The 15,992-nt window shown below is 58.4% G+C and carries 14 protein-coding genes; 7 read left to right on the top strand and 7 right to left on the bottom strand.

Annotated elements, in window-relative coordinates; genetic code table 11:
• Positions 1-89: 89 nt before the first annotated feature.
• Positions 90-1,409 carry an OprD family porin gene (locus VF716_RS12475; protein WP_011914459.1) on the bottom strand — a complete coding sequence of 440 codons (1,320 nt, stop codon included), beginning with the start codon at positions 1,407-1,409 and terminating at the stop codon, positions 90-92.
• A 301-nt stretch (positions 1,410-1,710) separates the two neighbouring features.
• Here VF716_RS12475 and VF716_RS12470 point away from each other — a divergent pair, with 301 nt between their 5' ends.
• Genes VF716_RS12470 through VF716_RS12460 form a run of 3 tightly spaced genes read left to right on the top strand, consistent with a single transcriptional unit; the run spans position 1,711 to position 7,485 of the window.
• Complete coding sequence (locus tag VF716_RS12470) at positions 1,711-2,952, top strand: TolC family protein (RefSeq protein WP_011914460.1); 1,242 nt, start codon at positions 1,711-1,713, stop codon at positions 2,950-2,952.
• A 41-nt stretch (positions 2,953-2,993) separates the two neighbouring features.
• A complete protein-coding gene (locus VF716_RS12465) occupies positions 2,994-4,301 on the top strand; it encodes an efflux RND transporter periplasmic adaptor subunit (RefSeq protein WP_011914461.1) in 1,308 nt (435 codons plus the stop codon).
• Positions 4,302-4,320: 19 nt separating this feature from the next.
• On the top strand, positions 4,321-7,485 hold the full coding sequence (locus VF716_RS12460) for a CusA/CzcA family heavy metal efflux RND transporter (RefSeq protein WP_058076946.1): 3,165 nt from the start codon (positions 4,321-4,323) through the stop codon (positions 7,483-7,485).
• A gap of 227 nt (positions 7,486-7,712) precedes the next feature.
• Here VF716_RS12460 and VF716_RS12455 read toward each other — a convergent pair whose 3' ends face one another.
• Positions 7,713-7,943, bottom strand: coding sequence for a hypothetical protein (locus tag VF716_RS12455; protein WP_003282470.1), 231 nt, complete (start codon positions 7,941-7,943; stop codon positions 7,713-7,715).
• A 400-nt stretch (positions 7,944-8,343) separates the two neighbouring features.
• Between VF716_RS12455 and VF716_RS12450 the strand changes: the two genes are divergently transcribed.
• The gene (locus VF716_RS12450; RefSeq protein ID WP_011914465.1) at positions 8,344-9,264 is read left to right on the top strand and encodes a cation diffusion facilitator family transporter; all 921 of its coding nucleotides are present in this window, start codon (positions 8,344-8,346) and stop codon (positions 9,262-9,264) included.
• Positions 9,265-9,657: 393 nt separating this feature from the next.
• On the opposite strand, the gene merR is transcribed toward VF716_RS12450, so the two are convergent.
• Positions 9,658-10,056 carry an Hg(II)-responsive transcriptional regulator gene (gene merR, locus VF716_RS12445; RefSeq protein ID WP_003089120.1) on the bottom strand — a complete coding sequence of 133 codons (399 nt, stop codon included), beginning with the start codon at positions 10,054-10,056 and terminating at the stop codon, positions 9,658-9,660.
• Between the two features lie 74 nt (positions 10,057-10,130).
• Between merR and VF716_RS12440 the strand changes: the two genes are divergently transcribed.
• From VF716_RS12440 to VF716_RS12430, 3 genes are read left to right on the top strand one after another with little or no spacing between them, the layout of a single operon-like run.
• A complete protein-coding gene (locus VF716_RS12440) occupies positions 10,131-10,481 on the top strand; it encodes a mercuric transporter MerT family protein (RefSeq protein WP_003089115.1) in 351 nt (116 codons plus the stop codon).
• A gap of 12 nt (positions 10,482-10,493) precedes the next feature.
• A complete protein-coding gene (gene merP / locus VF716_RS12435) occupies positions 10,494-10,769 on the top strand; it encodes a mercury resistance system periplasmic binding protein MerP (protein ID WP_003150552.1) in 276 nt (91 codons plus the stop codon).
• 7 nt (positions 10,770-10,776) lie between these two features.
• Positions 10,777-10,989, top strand: coding sequence for a GDCCVxC domain-containing (seleno)protein (locus tag VF716_RS12430; protein WP_003089113.1), 213 nt, complete (start codon positions 10,777-10,779; stop codon positions 10,987-10,989).
• 12 nt (positions 10,990-11,001) lie between these two features.
• On the opposite strand, the gene VF716_RS12425 is transcribed toward VF716_RS12430, so the two are convergent.
• The 4 genes from VF716_RS12425 to VF716_RS12410 all read right to left on the bottom strand — a co-directional run bounded on the left by VF716_RS12425 (position 11,002) and on the right by VF716_RS12410 (position 15,734).
• On the bottom strand, positions 11,002-13,995 hold the full coding sequence (locus VF716_RS12425; protein WP_440552725.1) for a Tn3 family transposase: 2,994 nt from the start codon (positions 13,993-13,995) through the stop codon (positions 11,002-11,004).
• 3 nt (positions 13,996-13,998) lie between these two features.
• A complete protein-coding gene (locus VF716_RS12420) occupies positions 13,999-14,409 on the bottom strand; it encodes a putative toxin-antitoxin system toxin component, PIN family (RefSeq protein ID WP_003150546.1) in 411 nt (136 codons plus the stop codon).
• Complete coding sequence (locus tag VF716_RS12415; protein WP_003089107.1) at positions 14,409-14,648, bottom strand: ribbon-helix-helix domain-containing protein; 240 nt, start codon at positions 14,646-14,648, stop codon at positions 14,409-14,411. Before VF716_RS12415 ends, VF716_RS12420 begins: the two co-directional genes overlap by 1 nt.
• Positions 14,649-14,840: 192 nt before the next feature.
• Entirely contained in the window at positions 14,841-15,734 is an 894-nt protein-coding gene (locus VF716_RS12410) for an integrase (protein ID WP_003291594.1), read from the bottom strand.
• Between the last annotated feature and the right edge of the window lie 258 nt (positions 15,735-15,992).

The raw sequence follows: 15,992 nt of genomic DNA, 5'->3' as shown, positions 1-15,992 counted from the left end.
TAAGCAAAAAAAGGCGCCCTACGGGCGCCTGAAACACATCTTCAAACCAAGGGAGCACAAAAAGAAGATGTGGTGTTGCTCGTAGTGCTTCACAGGATCGAGAGCGGGTACTCGGCGATGAATCGAACCTCATTGAGGTCGGACTCGAAAGCAGTCGCCCGTGTTGTAGCCTGGCGCACCCGCAGAGAGAGGTCCTTGAACGAGCCTGTCTGTACAACGTAGCGTGCTTCGACGTCGCGTTCCCAGCGCTTCTGTCCGGACAGAGGCGCGCCGTTATCGTCTTGGCGCATATATACCTCATTTGCGTTGCTGTAATCGGCGCCCCAGCCGCGGGCGTAGCGAGTCATGAACGTAAGCCCAGGTATGCCGTAACCCGCCATGTTCAGGTCATAACGCAGCATCCAGGACTGCTCTTTAGGTGAGTTGAAATCACTGTACTGGATGGAGTTATTCAGGTAGATCGAGTCCGCTTGGCGCAAGTAGTCAAAGTCGTTGTTACCGTTGTTTCGCTGATACGACGCCGTGACGGTGTGCGCGCCGAAGGCGACACCCAGACTGGAACTCCAGATGCTGTTGTTAAACTCGCCCAGCAATTTCCGACCTTCGTCGGTTGCCTTGTAGTAGTTGAAGCTGCCCAGCAGCACGACGGCATCGGAAAGTGGATAGGTGGCCGAGACACCGAAATAATGTTGATCCCAGGCATCCTTCAGCCGGCTGGTATACAGGCTAAGACTGAGGTTTTCGTTCACGCTATAGTCGCCGCCTGCGTAGCCGAGCCAAGGCGAGTCGACGCCGCCGCCATAAAACGTGACGAAGTCATCGTTCGTGTTGCTGGTATTGGGCTGGCTCATCGCGTGCAGGCGGCCGCCCTGGAGGGTGAGGTCGTCCAGCGAGTTGTTCACAACGGTGACACCCTTGAAAGACTCCGGCAGCAGCCGTGCGTCACCAAAGTGCACGACAGGAGTAGCGGGAAATACATCGCCTGCCTTGATCTCGGTGCCCAAGAACCGTGCTTTCACGGCCCCCCCTACTCGAGAAAAGTCATCCTCGGCATCGCCGGCGCTATTGTAGGGGAGAAGATCGACGGTTCCGCCAGCACCGGAACGTCCTGATCCAGAATCGAGTTTGAGGCCGAGCATGGCGAAGGCGTCGACGCCGATCCCCACCGAGCCTTGGGTATATCCGGACTCAAAGAATGCCATCAGTCCGTGAGCCCATTCCTCAGAATAGCCATTGCCGGTGGCGCTCCCACCGTCGCGAAAATCTCGGTTGAAATAAAAGTTGCGATTTATCAGCGAAAGCGTGCTGCCTTCGATGAAGCCCTCCGCTGTTTCCGATTGGGCAAAGACCGGGGCGCTGCCCAGTGCCAGTGAAAGGGCTGTAAGTGAAAGGGCGGCCTTTTTGCTCATGATGATGCTCCTGATATACGGCATGTCAGCGCTCGAATGACGCCTTCGCCTTTTTGTTCGAGTGCCGGGCGATGATCTTCCCCTGTAAATGACCGCAGGATTAGCGGTAAATGACGATCTCGTAATCTTGAGCGGTGCAATCGCAGATATTCCTTGGATTACAAATTTGTAATGTCGTAGTCACCCGGCCGATATCCGCGCTTATCTAAAGTCACGCCGCTTAGCCATCAGCTATCTGGCCGGTTTAGTGCGGCTGAGGAAACGCTATCGACGAAGGGGGCACTGCACTGCAGTGTTGCGTATGTATCAAAAGAAACGCTTGTATCTGCTTGCTAGCGGGCTGCTTGGGCTCGGGCTGGCACTAATGTCGCTCGAGGTGGGCGCGCAAGACGGTCTGACACTGGAGCGGGCCGTGTCCCTTGCGTATGAACGCAACCCAGAATTTTCCGCTGCGCGGTCGGAGATCGGCATCGCAAGCGGTCTGCGCCGCCAAGCTGGGGTTATCCCGAACCCGGAATTAGGGTTCGAGGTGGAAGACACTCAGTCCGACCGCCAGACCCGCTCAATTACAATCACCCAGTCGATCGAGTTGGGCGGCAAGCGCGGCGCTCGAATCGGCGTGGCGGATGCTAATCGCTCGATGGTGGATGCCGATCTCGACCTTCGACGCCAAGGATTACGTGCAGATGTGATCCAGGCATTCTTCGCCGCCCTGCGCGCCCAAGAAGGCATGCGACTGGCCGAGGCCTCTCTGTCATTGGCCGAACGGGCTGCTAAGGTCGCCGATGCACAGGTCGATGCCGGAAAAGTTTCGCCAGTGGAGGCGACGCGCGCCGATATGCAACTGGCGACCGTACAACTGGACCTGCGGCGAGCACGCCAGGAATGGGACAACGCTCGACAGATGCTAGCGCGCCTGCTCGGGACCGACGCACCGGAGTTTGGCAGTTTGCTGGGCAGTTTCGAACACCTGCCAGATGTGCCTAGCGAATCTGCATTATTGGCGCGCGTGCGTGAGAGTGCCGATATGCGTAGGGCTCTGCGCCAAGTGGCCTTGAGTGAAGCCGAGCTGGGGCTTCAGCGAAGCCAGCGCTACCCGGACATAAGCGTCAGTATCGGTAGCCAGTACGACGAAATCGAGCGTGAGCGCGTCAACCTCGTCGGCCTCTCTGTTCCGCTGCCTTTGTTTGATCGTAACCAAGGCAATGTTCTGGCGGCCGCACGGCGGGCGGAACAGGCGCGTGATCTTCGCAATGCGGCCGAGCTGCGTGTGCGTGCGGAGATCCAACAGGCCCTGCGCGACTGGCGCACCGCACGTGCGGACGTCGAGGAGATACGCAACCGGATTCTGCCGGCGGGACAGCGAACCGTGGAAGCGGCAACGCGTGGCTTCGGTCTGGGCCGCTTCGCATTCCTCGACGTGCTCGACGCACAGCGTGCGCTGATCGATGCACGCACGCGCTATCTGCAGTCATTGCAAGCCGTGGTCGACGCCTGGGCGCGTATCGAGCGGCTGTACGGACCTACCACTACCTTCGAATGACCGAAACGCCGCCATTACGTATTGGCGGTGGGGGAGCTTGCATGAAAAAACAGACGGGAATCGCTCTGGCGGTCGCTTTGGTACTGCTGACCGGCGTTGGCGTAAAACAGGGCTTCGTTCTTGAGGCGCAGGCCAGCGATAACAAGGCTGAGCACGCCGAGGATGGCCACGCGCATGAGGATGGAGAAAGCGGTCACGAGGAATCTGAGAACGACCATGGGGACGAAGACGGTCATGACGCTGAAGGCGATGGCCACGGCCATGGTGACGAAAGCGGTCATGGCGGTGAGGAGGACGAGCACGGCAACGAAACGCATGCCGAAGGTGAGATTGAGCTTTCCGAAGAGCAGATACGTGCCGCAGGCATTCAGCTAAGCAAGGCCGGACCGGCTGAAATCGGCTCGTCTGTATCTTTGCCGGGCGAGCTGCGTTTCGACGAAGACCGTACCGCACATGTCGTGCCCCGTGTGGCCGGCGTTGTCGAATCGGTTTCGGTCAACCTGGGTGACCAAGTGAAGAAGGGCCAGTTGCTGGCGGTTATCGCCAGCCAGCAGCTGTCCGAACAGCGTAGTGAGCTGGCTGCCGCCGAGCAGCGCCTCCGACTGGCTCGCATCTTGTTCGAGCGTGAGCGCACCCTGTGGCAGGAGCGTATCTCTGCAGAACAGGACTATTTGCAGGCCCAGCAGAGCCTGCGCGTAGCAGAAATCGACTTGCGTAATGCCCAGGAAAAAACCCGGGCGCTGGGCGGCGGAAGTGACGCCGGTGTGGGTAATCGCTACGAGCTCCGTGCACCTTTCGATGCAGTGGTCGTCGAGAAGCATATTGTGCTGGGCGAACGTGCAGATGAAACGACCAGCGTCTTCACTCTGACTGATTTGTCGCGGGTTTGGGCCACGTTCAGCGTACCTGCCCGTGATTTGATGCGCGTAACCGTCGGCCGAGAAGTCGAAGTTGTTGCCGGCGAGCTAGGCGTGCGAACAATGGGGAAGGTCGCCCATGTGGGCAGCCTGCTGGGCGAGCAGACGCGTGCCGCGACAGCCCGCGTGACCCTGGCCAACCCCGATGGGGCTTGGCGTCCCGGTCTTTTCGTGACGGTCCGAGTTAGCGCCGACGGACGTAGTGTTCCGGTCACGGTTCCAGTCGAGGCGGTCCAGACCGTCGAAAACGCGCCGACGGTTTTCGTTCGCACGCCGCACGGCTTCCAGGCGCACCCGGTTTCGCTGGGCCAGCGCGACGAAAATCGCGTGGAAATTCGTGACGGATTGCAGGCCGGCCAACAGATCGCGACCGCTGGCAGCTTCATCCTGAAATCCGAACTCGGCAAAGGCTCCGCCGAGCACGTTCACTGATCCTCCGGATACCTAACTCATGTTCGAACGTATTCTTCGCTTCGCCATCGAGCAGCGCTGGCTAGTGCTGCTGGCGGTCTTGGGCATGGCGGGCGTCGGGGTTTATAGCTATCAGCGCTTACCTATCGACGCTGTGCCCGACATCACCAATGTACAGGTTCAAATTAACGCCGCAGTCCCAGGCGCGTCGCCGCTTGAAACCGAGCAACGCGTTACCTTCCCCATCGAGACGGCGATGGCCGGCTTGCCCCACCTGCGCCAGACACGTTCATTATCGCGCTCCGGGTTCGCTCAGATCACCGTAATCTTTGATGATGGCACCGATCTCTATTTCGCCCGGCAATTGGTGAGTGAACGGCTGCAGGCCGCGAGCAACGAGCTTCCGCAGGGCGTGGAGGTCACTCTCGGTCCCATCTCCACCGGCCTGGGGGAAATCTTCCTCTGGACGGTCGAGGCCGAGCCCGAGGCGCGCCGTCCTGATGGTCAGCCCTACACGCCGACCGACCTGCGTGAAATCCAGGACTGGATCATCAAGCCGCAGCTGCGAAACGTTCGAGGCGTTGCCGAGATCAACACGATCGGTGGCTTCGCCAAAGAGTATCAGGTAGCGCCCGATCCGAAGCGCATGGCCGCGTACCGAATCACTCTGGAACAACTCGTCGTTGCGCTCGAACGTAACAACGCCAACGTCGGCGCCGGCTTCATCGAGCGTAATGGCGAACAATTGTCGATCCGCACACCCGGCCAGCTCGGCTCCCCCGAGGACATTGGCAATATCGTCCTGAGCAACGCAGGCGGTGCGCCCGTGCGGGTACGCGATATTGCCGAAGTGGGGATCGGTCGCGAGCTGCGCTCTGGCGCGGCCACCGACAATGGACGCGAGGTGGTCCTCGGGACCGCCTTTATGCTGGTGGGAGAAAACAGCCGTAGCGTGTCGCAGGCAGTCGCGCAGCGTTTGGAGATTATCAACCAGAACCTGCCAGAAGGCGTGAGCGCCATAACGGTCTATGACCGGACCGACCTTGTTGACAAGGCCATCGCCACGGTTCGCAAGAACCTAATCGAAGGCGCGATCCTGGTTATCGCCGTGCTGTTTCTGTTCCTCGGCAACCTGCGTGCAGCCCTAATCACAGCGATGGTCATCCCGCTTTCCATGCTATTCACCTTCACCGGCATGGCGACTAATAAGGTCAGTGCCAACCTCATGAGTCTAGGGGCACTCGACTTCGGCATCATCGTCGACGGTGCGGTGGTCATCGTCGAAAACGCAATCCGCCGGCTTGCCCACGCCCAGGAAAAACATGGCAGGATTCTGACCCGCAGTGAGCGTTTCCACGAAGTATTCGCGGCGGCCAAGGAGGCACGGCGTCCGCTGATCTACGGCCAGCTGATCATCATGGTGGTCTACCTGCCGATCTTTGCGCTCACCGGTGTCGAGGGGAAGATGTTCCACCCCATGGCATTCACGGTGGTAATCGCACTGTTGGGCGCCATGATTCTCTCGGTCACCTTCGTACCCGCTGCTGTTGCCCTTTTTGTCACCGGTAAAGTGCAAGAGAAGGACAACCGCCTGATGCGTGCCGCGCGCAATGGCTACGCACCGGTGCTCGACTGGGTCATGCGTCATCGCACATTGGTATTCAGTGGCGCCGTGGCTAGCGTGCTGCTGTCTGCGCTGCTGGCCATGCGAATGGGTAGCGAGTTCGTTCCGAGCCTCAGCGAGGGTGATTTTGCGCTTCAAGCTCTGCGCGTTCCAGGGACCAGCCTCTCCCAATCCGTGGATATGCAGCAGCGGCTCGAAAAGGCAATTGCCGAACAGGTCCCGGAGGTCAAGCGTACGTTTGCCCGAACCGGCACCGCAGAGATCGCGGCTGACCCTATGCCGCCGAATATTTCGGACAGCTATGTGATGCTCAAGCCCAAGGAAGAATGGCCAGATCCGGACAAATCCCGCGAGCAGCTCATTGAGGACATCCAGAAGGCGGCCGCATCTGTACCAGGCAGCAACTATGAGATGTCTCAGCCGATCCAGTTACGCTTCAACGAGCTGATTTCCGGAGTTCGCAGCGATGTGGCCGTTAAGGTGTTCGGGGACGACATGGATATTCTCAACAAAACGGCTGATGACATCGCGGCGATACTTCAGGACGTACCAGGCGCGTCCGAAGTAAAAGTCGAGCAGACAACGGGCCTCCCGCTGCTGAGCGTCAATGTGGATCGCGACAAGGCGGCACGCTTCGGACTCAACATCGGCGATGTGCAGGATACTGTCGCAGCTGCGATCGGCGGACGGGAAGCTGGAACCTTCTTTGAGGGTGACCGCCGTTTCGACATCGTTGTTCGTCTTTCCGATACGCTGCGTGCCGATCCGGATGTGCTAGCTCGCTTGCCGATTCCGGTGCCGGCGGTGGCGGGCGCAGCTAGCGACCGAATCGACTTCATCCCGCTGGCTGAAGTTGCCACGCTGGAATTCGTGCTGGGACCGAACCAGATCAGCCGTGAGGATGGTAAGCGTCTGGTTGTGGTGAGTGCCAACGTTCGGGGGCGTGACATTGGCAGTTTCGTCCAAGACGCGTCTGCGGCAATCGCCGAGCGAAACCCGGTAGCGCCCGCTTATTGGACGACCTGGGGTGGGCAATTCGAGCAGCTACAGGCTGCCGCCAAGCGCCTGCAGCTGGTCGTCCCACTCGCCTTACTGCTGGTCTTCGTGCTTCTGTTCATGATGTTCAACACCCTGCGTGATGGGCTAGTCGTCTTCACCGGCATTCCGTTCGCGCTTACCGGGGGCATTCTTGCGCTCTGGCTGAGAGACATTCCCCTCTCGATTTCGGCTGGCGTCGGGTTCATCGCGTTGTCGGGGGTAGCAGTGCTGAACGGACTAGTGATGATTGCTTTCATTCGGGGGCTGCTAGAGGAGGGCCGGCCTTTATCCGAGGCTGTGCGTGAAGGCGCACTGGTGCGATTACGCCCGGTCCTGATGACGGCGTTGGTGGCGTCGCTCGGCTTCGTCCCGATGGCGTTGGCCACAGGGACCGGCGCGGAAGTCCAACGGCCTCTGGCGACCGTGGTCATTGGCGGCATCCTGTCCTCGACAGCACTGACGCTGCTGGTATTGCCTGCGCTCTATTACACGGCTCTGCAGCGCCGCATGAAACGCAACGAAGAGGATGAGGACGCGAGCTGATATTGGTTTTCTCCCAACGTAGGCCAGGCTTGATGCCTGGCCTTTTTATGAATATCCAATCGAAGCTTCGAAGGGTTCACTGAAAGGATTTGTGGCCCCAATGCGCTGGTAACGACTGACGGGTACGTTATCGAGAAACAAAAAAAGCGCCTCGAAAGGCGCTTAAATACAGCTTTACCAACGGGATTCGGAAGCTATCGGAGGCGAAGATTGTTCGGGTGAAGCGGTTATTCAGTTTTGGATTCTTTCTTTATTTGCATATTGCTCTGATCCGGGCGCGGATTCTTAGCTTCTAGTCCGTCTATTTTTTCTTCACCAGACTCGGTTTCGTGAATCCGTTTTTGTTCTGCACGAAACTTTTCGTTAAATTTCATTGAACGATCGTAGCCGTCTCCTGCATAGGATAATGCGGAGCCGAAGATTACCGATCCAACAATAATAGCTTTCAACAGATTCATATGGGCAGCCCTCGCTAAATTCAAAGTGGCTTGTTGAGCTTTCCCGGTGAGCTCTACAGGTTCTAACGAATTTTGCGCGACTGAAGATAACGGCAGTGTGAGCCAAACATTACATTATTGAAATGTAATCTTCCGCTGTGCAGCTTGAACCACGAAAGATGATGTGAAGATTACAAATCTGTCATATTCAGATCATGACAAGGGTTAGCCAGTTATCGGCGTATTGAAGGCAATGGCGCACGAACTCGGGCGATGATGGTCGGATTTCTGTCAACGGTTTGGAGGCTGTCTCCGTGTCAGACGGTACAAAGGCACTAGTATATTTATTTGTTGCTATAGACGACCGTTTGGCTTCCTGTGCTTAGTCTTTTTTTAGATTTTTAAGGGTGGTTAAAAACCAATGGGCCACGAACATAACCATAACACCGAAGCTATAGGCGATAAGCGTCTAATTGCTGCTATAGGCGTTAACGCCGCATTAACACTGGCACAAATAGTCGGTGGAATACTCTCTGGTAGCTTATCACTCATTGCTGACGCGCTACATAATTTGAGCGATGCCGCATCACTGGTTATTGCGCTGATCGCACGTAAGATCGGTCGCAGACCGCCAGATGCATTTAAAACCTTTGGCTATCGACGCAGTGAAACCATAGCGGCTTTGATCAACTTGGTCACCCTGATCATCGTCGGTCTCTATCTTATTTACGAGGCCATAGGCCGGTTGTTTTCCCCGCAGCCCATTGAAGGTTGGACAGTGGTCGTGGTCGCGGGAATAGCCTTGGTTGTAGATATCGTCACGGCCTTTCTCACCTACACAATGTCCAAGAACAGCATGAATATAAAGGCGGCATTCTTGCACAATGTGTCGGATGCGCTGGCCTCCGTCGGCGTTGTTATCGCCGGGACATTGATACTTCTGTATGGGTGGTACTGGGCGGATACTGTACTGACACTGATGATTGCTGGCTACGTGCTCTGGCAAGGCTTTAGCATGCTGCCTAAAACCATCCATCTGTTAATGGAGGGCGCGCCAGAAGGCGTTTCCGTCGCTGATATAATCAATGTCATGGAACAAGTAAACGACGTCGAGGGCGTTCACCACGTGCATGTTTGGGAAATCGCTGAGCATACAATTGCACTGGAAGCACATGTTGTCATCAAGAAGGCGAGTCTGCCTGGGATCGAACGAGTGAAGACTGATTTGAAACGTGTACTCCATGAGCAATTCAAAATCAGCCACTCGACACTCGAGATGGAGCTAGACGGCAGTGTTTGTCTCGACACCAAGCAGACCGACAATCACTGCAGCGAAGCATAAGCTTACTATTCGCTACAATTAAAACAAGGTATTAACAGAGCGAATAGCCGAATATCACTTATTGGCGCTATGCCCTCGACCTGCGACATATTTCAGGTATATAGATAAGCAGCTCGTCACGATAAAATTCAGCTAACTCAAGTGCACCTGCCGCAGGCTGACGCGATAGCAAGTCTCCTAGCCACTACCACTGACAACGCTCAGATCCAGCGGCGGACGCGGGCGCGGTAGCGAACGAATGATTCGCCGAACAGCGCCTCTAGCGCCCACTCTTCGGGTGCGATCTGGAAACGGTTCATGTAGGGGTTTGGGGAGCAATGGAACCAAAAACCAACGTAAGCTCTGAATCCCACCGTAAAGGGGCTTTCCGATCTCCAGCTCACCCGCCAGGCATTACTCTCTGATCAGTGCCTCGATGATCGGGCAGATCGTTCCGCCGTCTCCCGCATCACATTGCTGCACCAGTTCGCCTAACAGTTGCTGCATGACGACCAAGTCGGCCATCTTCTGCTCGATCAACGCGAGCTTGCGTGCAGCCCGTGCTCGCGTTTCGGCACAGGCGCACGACTCATCCAGCGTCAGCAGTCCACCGACTTCCGAGAGCGTGAAACCCAGCGCCTGAGCCCGCTTGATGAAACGCAGTCGCTTCACCATGTCCACCGGATAGCGCCGATGGCCACCCAAGGGTTTGGCTGGTTCATCCAGCAGCCCGCGTCGCTGGTAGTAGCGGATCGTCTCGACGTTCACCCCGGCGGCGTCTGCCAGCTTGCCAATGGTCAGCTCTGTGGCCATCACTTTCTCCTTGATTCCGTACTTTGGTACGGAGTTTAGAATAGCACCTAGGCAATCAGGCTCAGGAGATGGGAATGGGGATGCAACTCACCGGGAAAGGCTCGCTGGTCGCGAGTTCGCTGACCGCCATCGGTGCGTCGGTGTGCTGTGTCGGGCCACTGGTGCTGTTGGCACTCGGTGTCGGCGGTACGTGGGTGGGCGCTCTGACCATGATGGAGCCACTACGCCCCCTCTTCATCGGGTTGACTCTACTGTTCCTGGGATTGGCATTCCGCAAGCTCTACCTGGTGCCACAGGTTTGTACGCCAGGTACACCCTGCGCCGATCCGCGCACGCTCGTGCGACAGCGACTCGTGTTCTGGATCGTCAGCGTGCTGCTGCTCGGCCTATTGGCCGTGCCGTGGCTCGCCCCGCTGTTCTACTGAAGGAGATTAACCATGCGCAAACTGCTGATCGCCGTGCTTTTCGCCTTGCCCTTCGTGGCGCTGGCGGCTCCCCCGAAAACCGTCACGCTCGACGTGCAGAACATGACGTGCGGACTCTGTCCGATCACGGTCAAGAAGTCGCTGGAGAAGGTGTCCGGCGTGAGTGACGTCCAGGTCAATTTCGACCAGAAGACGGCGACCGTCACCTACGATCCCGATAAGGCCCAGCCCGAGGCACTGACTGAGGCGACCGCGAACGCGGGATACCCCTCCACAGTGCAGAAGTGAGGTCACGATGAGCGCCATTGTCCTTGAGTCCGTGCTGACTTGCCCGCGCTGCGGCTTCGCCAAGCCGGAAACCATGCCCACGGACGCCTGCCAGTTCTATTACGAGTGCAGCAACTGCAAGGCGCTGCTGCGCCCCAACCCAGGGGATTGCTGCGTTTTCTGTTCGTTCGGCTCGGTGAAGTGCCCGCCGATCCAGCAGCAGCTTGGGTGTTGCTCATAGCGTTTAGGGGGATCACAGGTCGTCGTCTGGATTACGCAGTGGCCGCAGCTCGCCGCGCGCAACTTCTTCCGGTACCGCAAAGGAATACCGCCCGAGCATGTTGATGTGCTCGTAGATCAGCGGCGATAGCCGGGCCAAATCCTCTTCCAGCACTGGATAGCCGTGCTGCTTGAGCCGTTCCACGGCCGCCGTCATGTAGAGGGTGTTCCACAGCACGATGATGTTCACCACCAGGCCCAGAGCACCGAGCTGGTCTTCCTGGCCTTCGCGGTAGCGCTGGCGGAGCTCGCCGCGTTTGCCGTGGAACACGGCGCGGGCCAGGCTGTGCCGGCCTTCGCCTCGGTTCAACTGGGTCAGGGTGGCGCGGCGCTTGGACTCGTCGTCGATATAGGTCAACGTGTGCAGAGTCTTTTCGATCCGCCCGAATTCGGCCAGCGCCTGGGCCAGCCGGGTGGGTCTATCTCCCGTTTGCAGCGTGCGCATGATGCCAGTCGCCGGCACCCGGCCGAGTTTGAGCGAGCCGGCCAGGCGCAGCAGGTCGTCCCAGTGCTCGGCGATCAGGTCGAGTTTGACCGACTGGCGGGCCAGCCCGTTGAGCTTGCCGTAGTCCGCGTCCGGGCGCGTGCGCCAGAAGCGGGTACCGCCGACATCGGCCAGCCGCGGACTGAAGTGGTAGCCAAGTAGGCGGAAGAGCCCGAACACCACATCGCTGTAGGCCCCGGTGTCGGTCATGATTTGCGTCGGCTGCAACTCGGTCTGCTGTTCCAGCACGACCGCCAGCAACACCAGGCTGTCGCGCAGCGTGCCGGGCACGGTGATGGCGTTGAGGCCGGAGAATTGGTCGGAAATCAGGTTGTACCAGGTGACACCCCGGCCGGTGCCGAAATACTTCGGATTGGGGCCGGCATGCACGGTGCGCACCGGTACGACGAAGCGCATGCCATCGGCGGAGGCGACCTCGCCGCCACCCCAGACTTGGGCCAGTTCCAGTTGGCTTTGCGCTCCGACCAGGATGGCGCTAGCCGCTGACAGGGTGTCGTCGCGGATATAATTCTGGCTGACCCAGGACAGCCGGTCACGGCGCAGCGCCGGGTTGTCGGTGCGGATCAAGGGCTCCAGGCCGGTGTTGCAGGCCCCGCCCAACAGCACCGCGCAGAGGCTGGTGACCAGGTTGTCGGCGCGTGCATTGCGTTCGGAGACATGGGTGAAGGCCTCGGAAAAGCCAGTGCGGGCGGCGATTTCCAAGAGGATTTCCGGCAGATCGACACGCGGCATCAGGTCAGACACGGCCGCCCGCAGTTGCAGCAACGAGCAGGGCTCGTCCAGCTTGTCCAGCGCCCCGAGCGACAGTTCGGTCTTGCCCTCGGTGTTCTCGCTCAGTTGAATCGCCGGGTTGTCGGGCAGGCGCGCGGCTACTGCCAGCCAGGTTGCATCCAGCTCGACGGACAAGGCGTCCAGGGTGGTTTTGGCGTCGATGGTCAGGCCCAGTGACCGGCAGATGATCGGTCGCGCCGCCAGCCATTCGGCACCGTCGAGCAGGCCAAGGCGCGGGTCGGCATAGCGCCAACTGGGCGAGACGAAGACATCGCGGCGGCGCAGGGCCGTGCGCAGCGCATCGAGCGTGCAGAACACATAGGCACCCATGTCGAGGGAGCCATCTTCGCGGGTGATGTGCTTCTGCCAAGCCTTGGCCACGATCTCCTGCGGCGCGTCATCCTCTGGCTTCCGGCGCGGCAGGTTCAGTTGCAGCCACTCCAGACTAGCCGCCACGCCCTTGCCGGCCGGGCTGAAGCCGAAGCGGATGTGCTTGAGCAGGTCGGGCAGGAAGCGGCGCACGCTGCGGTAGCGCGCTTCCAATGCAAGAAAATAGACGTCATCTACCGGGCGGATCAGCGCGTTGACCTCTTCCAGGGCCTTTTCCAGGGTGGTCCTCGGCAGGTCGTTGAACAGCCGGGCGCGCACGTTGTCATCGCTGATCGAGCTGTCCAGCACGACCTTGCACGCGGCGGCGAGCGTCGCGGCCGACCGATCCAGGTCTTTCAGGCTGCGCATGCGGGCTTTCTTGTCGGCCTTCTCCGCGTTGCTGAACAGGTCGCGCAGCAAGGCCTCCAGGACTTCCAGTGCGTCGTCGTGCGCAGTCGCCTCCAGGCAGAGTGCGAAGGCCACCAGTGTCGCCATCCGCCGCGACGCCGGCAGCCGATTAATCGCGGTGACCTTGGCCGTGTTGGCGAAGCGGGCCAGGGCGGCGATACGGCTGGGAGGGATGTGCGCCGCCGCCGGCAAGGTGATGCCGATGCCGCGCACGTCATCGAGCCGGCGCAGTGCCCGAATCAACGCGGGGCCACTGACCATGACCGGGCCGGAGCGCAATTGATCCAGCCGGGAGCTGCGGTTGCCTTCGGCCACCGTCAGCAAGTCTTGCAGTTGCAATCGCTGTTCCTCAGTCACGCTGCGGCCCAGCGTAAACCAGAGGCGTTCTTCGACCCGACTGCGCAACTGGGCGATAAAGCGCTCTAGTTGAGACACACCAGGCAGGAGGACTTTCTGTGTGAACAGCCACGAGGTGGCTCGCTCAAACAGCACTCCCGGCCGGTCGGTGCCCGTCCAGCAGAGGGCATACAGCCAGCGGCTCAAGCGAAAGCCGATGCCCGGATCGGTGAAATGACGATAGCCAAAGCGGTTCTGAATATCGGTGGCATGTATCCAGCGGCGATGATCGCTATAGCGCTGGAGGCAGTCGGGGTCTGGAATCGCCAGTTGTCGGCAAAGCACCTGCAGGACTTCCACCGGCACGGCGGCGGGCTTGTCCGGCAGAACGCCAACGAAGCGGACGGTGGTCAGCAGAACGGCATAACCCAGACGGTTATGGTTACCCCGCAGCACCTGGATGGCTTCACGGTCTTCATCGCTCAGGTGGAAGTAACGTTCCAGCTCTTCACGGCTGGGCGAATCAACATAGCGGCCAAAACCGTCGCGTTGCTCTTGAGTCAGAAAACCGACCGGCATTGATCACAGCACCTCGACGCAGAACACGGCGGGCGTGACGATCCGCGTGCGTTCGATGTGCCCGCGTTGCAGCAGGCCGGCGCGGCGATCACCGGTTACCAGGTAGTCCGCATCGCCCGCCAAGGCCATGGCCAGCAAAAACGAGTCATCCGGATCATCGGCTTCGACCTCGATGGTCAGGCGCTCCAGTACCACAGCCCGTTGCAGGTTATTGATCATGGCGCCCACCTTGGCGGGCTGTAGGATGGCCTGAAGCTTGGGATAGCGGCTGGCTCGACGAATTTCATCGAGTTGCATCCGCGAGGTCACCACCTCGAAACGCGCCGCCCGCCAGGCACGGTAGATCGCATCGGGCGCGCCATGTGGCGAGATCAGGGCGCTGAACAGGATGTTGGTATCCAACACGACCCGCATCAGCGCTTACGTGCCCAGTCGAGCGCTTCGTCAACCGCGTTGGTCAATTCTGCCTCACTCAGATGGGCGTTAGCGGCCTTGGCCTGCTCAGCGCTCAGCTCCAGGATGTGTGCCCGTACCGCTTCTTCGATGAAGCGCGACAGGTCGCCCTTACGGCCGCCGCCCTGGCTGGCCAGAAACATCCGAAGCGACTGGTCGGTGTCGGCCGAGACGGCGACATTCCAGCGAATGGTATTCATAGCGTTCTCCGCTAATAGGTGTTTGTGTGTTTATACGCCAATCACAAAGGGCGATGCAATGGTTCGACAAAACGAACAGATACCTGAGCGTTGACGACGTAAAGGTGGAAACCGCTATCAAAACCAGAGCTAGATACAAACGCTCTATAGCCTAAGGAATTCATGATTGTCCGCTGAAATGACCACATCACCTCAGCCGTCAGCGACCTCAGTCCTACGATCCAAGTCTCGCTGATCATTAAGAGCCACGGCGTCCGCACGCATTCGAGCAGGCACTGTATCTCTCACCTTTGAAAAGTCAGCATCGCTTGCAGGCTTAACCTTAACCGCTTCTGCACGTCCAAATCTTTTATCGCCATAGCGGCTAATCGAATCGGTAGCCTGGTGCCCCATGACGTATGCCATTTCTATTGCGGACATGCCTGAGGCTTTCAGATTTGAGCCGAACTGGTGACGAAGTGTGTACATACTCGGCACCTTCCTCCTACCGAATAGCTCAGTAGCGACTTGGTGAAGCGCAACGCGTATTGAATCCATACTGCGCGGCTGACATTTAAAAGCAGCGAGAGCGTTTCTCAAGATATTGCAGACGTCTCCATCAGCCTCAAGCGTTCGGCTAGCGCCGCGTAAACCGTTGTGGCTAAGCTTTGCACCGGATATATGGATGCGCCGGCCATCGATAGAAATTCCGTTAAGCTCGCATGGTCGCGCTCCGGTAAGAGATATCACCATTAAAGCTCCCGCTTCGACAGGCATATCTCGTTCAGCCAGACACCGTAGCCACGCTTCGAAATCAGCGGTAGAAAGCTTCTGCGGACGTCGCTGCTTTTTCTTTCGCGGCAGATTTAACACAGTGACCGGATTGAGCGTACGATTGATTTCTTGGGCAGCCCAGAAATTTCCTCGATGCTTTTGATCAAACGCCAAAGCGTTACGTAGGCGCCGATAATAATCCGGGCGGTAATCAGGGGCCGCCCGTAGTAAAGCACCAATAATATTGAGCTCATCAAGCTCAACGCCCTGCATCCGAGTCGCATAAAAATTACTGGCCAAACTAATATAGGCGCTTTGAGTCTCTGCATTCATATTATTCTTCTAATTATTATTTGCGTGACACATGCCACACAATCAATTATTGCAAATACGAAAACAAAAAAACAACAACCAGAGCATTATTTTTTATATAACCCCAAAAGCCAAACATTGCAAAGGTGCAAAAATTCTATCCTTTCTATATCGCATTCCGGACTTTGGTTCGTTGGCCAAGGACGCACCACGTTACCTGACCCCACAAGACGACCCGCCGGGAGCAGCACATAGACCGACTGAACAGCGCTGGGTATG

It is taken from the genome of Stutzerimonas sp. Brlt_14, assembly GCF_051948915.1.
In the GTDB taxonomy this organism is placed as follows: domain Bacteria; phylum Pseudomonadota; class Gammaproteobacteria; order Pseudomonadales; family Pseudomonadaceae; genus Stutzerimonas; species Stutzerimonas stutzeri.
The sequence above is the reverse complement of the archived record's forward strand: the minus strand, read 5'-3'. Positions and strand labels throughout refer to the sequence as shown.

Bases quoted from the DNA above. Each gene is read 5' to 3' on its own strand.
- VF716_RS12475 (WP_011914459.1), bottom strand. From the start codon at position 1,409: ATGAGCAAAAAGGCCGCCCTTTCACTTACAGCCCTTTCACTGGCACTG.
- VF716_RS12470 (WP_011914460.1), top strand. From the start codon at position 1,711: ATGTATCAAAAGAAACGCTTGTATCTGCTTGCTAGCGGGCTGCTTGGG.
- VF716_RS12465 (WP_011914461.1), top strand. From the start codon at position 2,994: ATGAAAAAACAGACGGGAATCGCTCTGGCGGTCGCTTTGGTACTGCTG.
- VF716_RS12460 (WP_058076946.1), top strand. From the start codon at position 4,321: ATGTTCGAACGTATTCTTCGCTTCGCCATCGAGCAGCGCTGGCTAGTG.
- VF716_RS12455 (WP_003282470.1), bottom strand. From the start codon at position 7,943: ATGAATCTGTTGAAAGCTATTATTGTTGGATCGGTAATCTTCGGCTCC.
- VF716_RS12450 (WP_011914465.1), top strand. From the start codon at position 8,344: ATGGGCCACGAACATAACCATAACACCGAAGCTATAGGCGATAAGCGT.
- merR (WP_003089120.1), bottom strand. From the start codon at position 10,056: ATGGCCACAGAGCTGACCATTGGCAAGCTGGCAGACGCCGCCGGGGTG.
- VF716_RS12440 (WP_003089115.1), top strand. From the start codon at position 10,131: ATGGGGATGCAACTCACCGGGAAAGGCTCGCTGGTCGCGAGTTCGCTG.
- merP (WP_003150552.1), top strand. From the start codon at position 10,494: ATGCGCAAACTGCTGATCGCCGTGCTTTTCGCCTTGCCCTTCGTGGCG.
- VF716_RS12430 (WP_003089113.1), top strand. From the start codon at position 10,777: ATGAGCGCCATTGTCCTTGAGTCCGTGCTGACTTGCCCGCGCTGCGGC.
- VF716_RS12425 (WP_440552725.1), bottom strand. From the start codon at position 13,995: ATGCCGGTCGGTTTTCTGACTCAAGAGCAACGCGACGGTTTTGGCCGC.
- VF716_RS12420 (WP_003150546.1), bottom strand. From the start codon at position 14,409: ATGCGGGTCGTGTTGGATACCAACATCCTGTTCAGCGCCCTGATCTCG.
- VF716_RS12415 (WP_003089107.1), bottom strand. From the start codon at position 14,648: ATGAATACCATTCGCTGGAATGTCGCCGTCTCGGCCGACACCGACCAG.
- VF716_RS12410 (WP_003291594.1), bottom strand. From the start codon at position 15,734: ATGAATGCAGAGACTCAAAGCGCCTATATTAGTTTGGCCAGTAATTTT.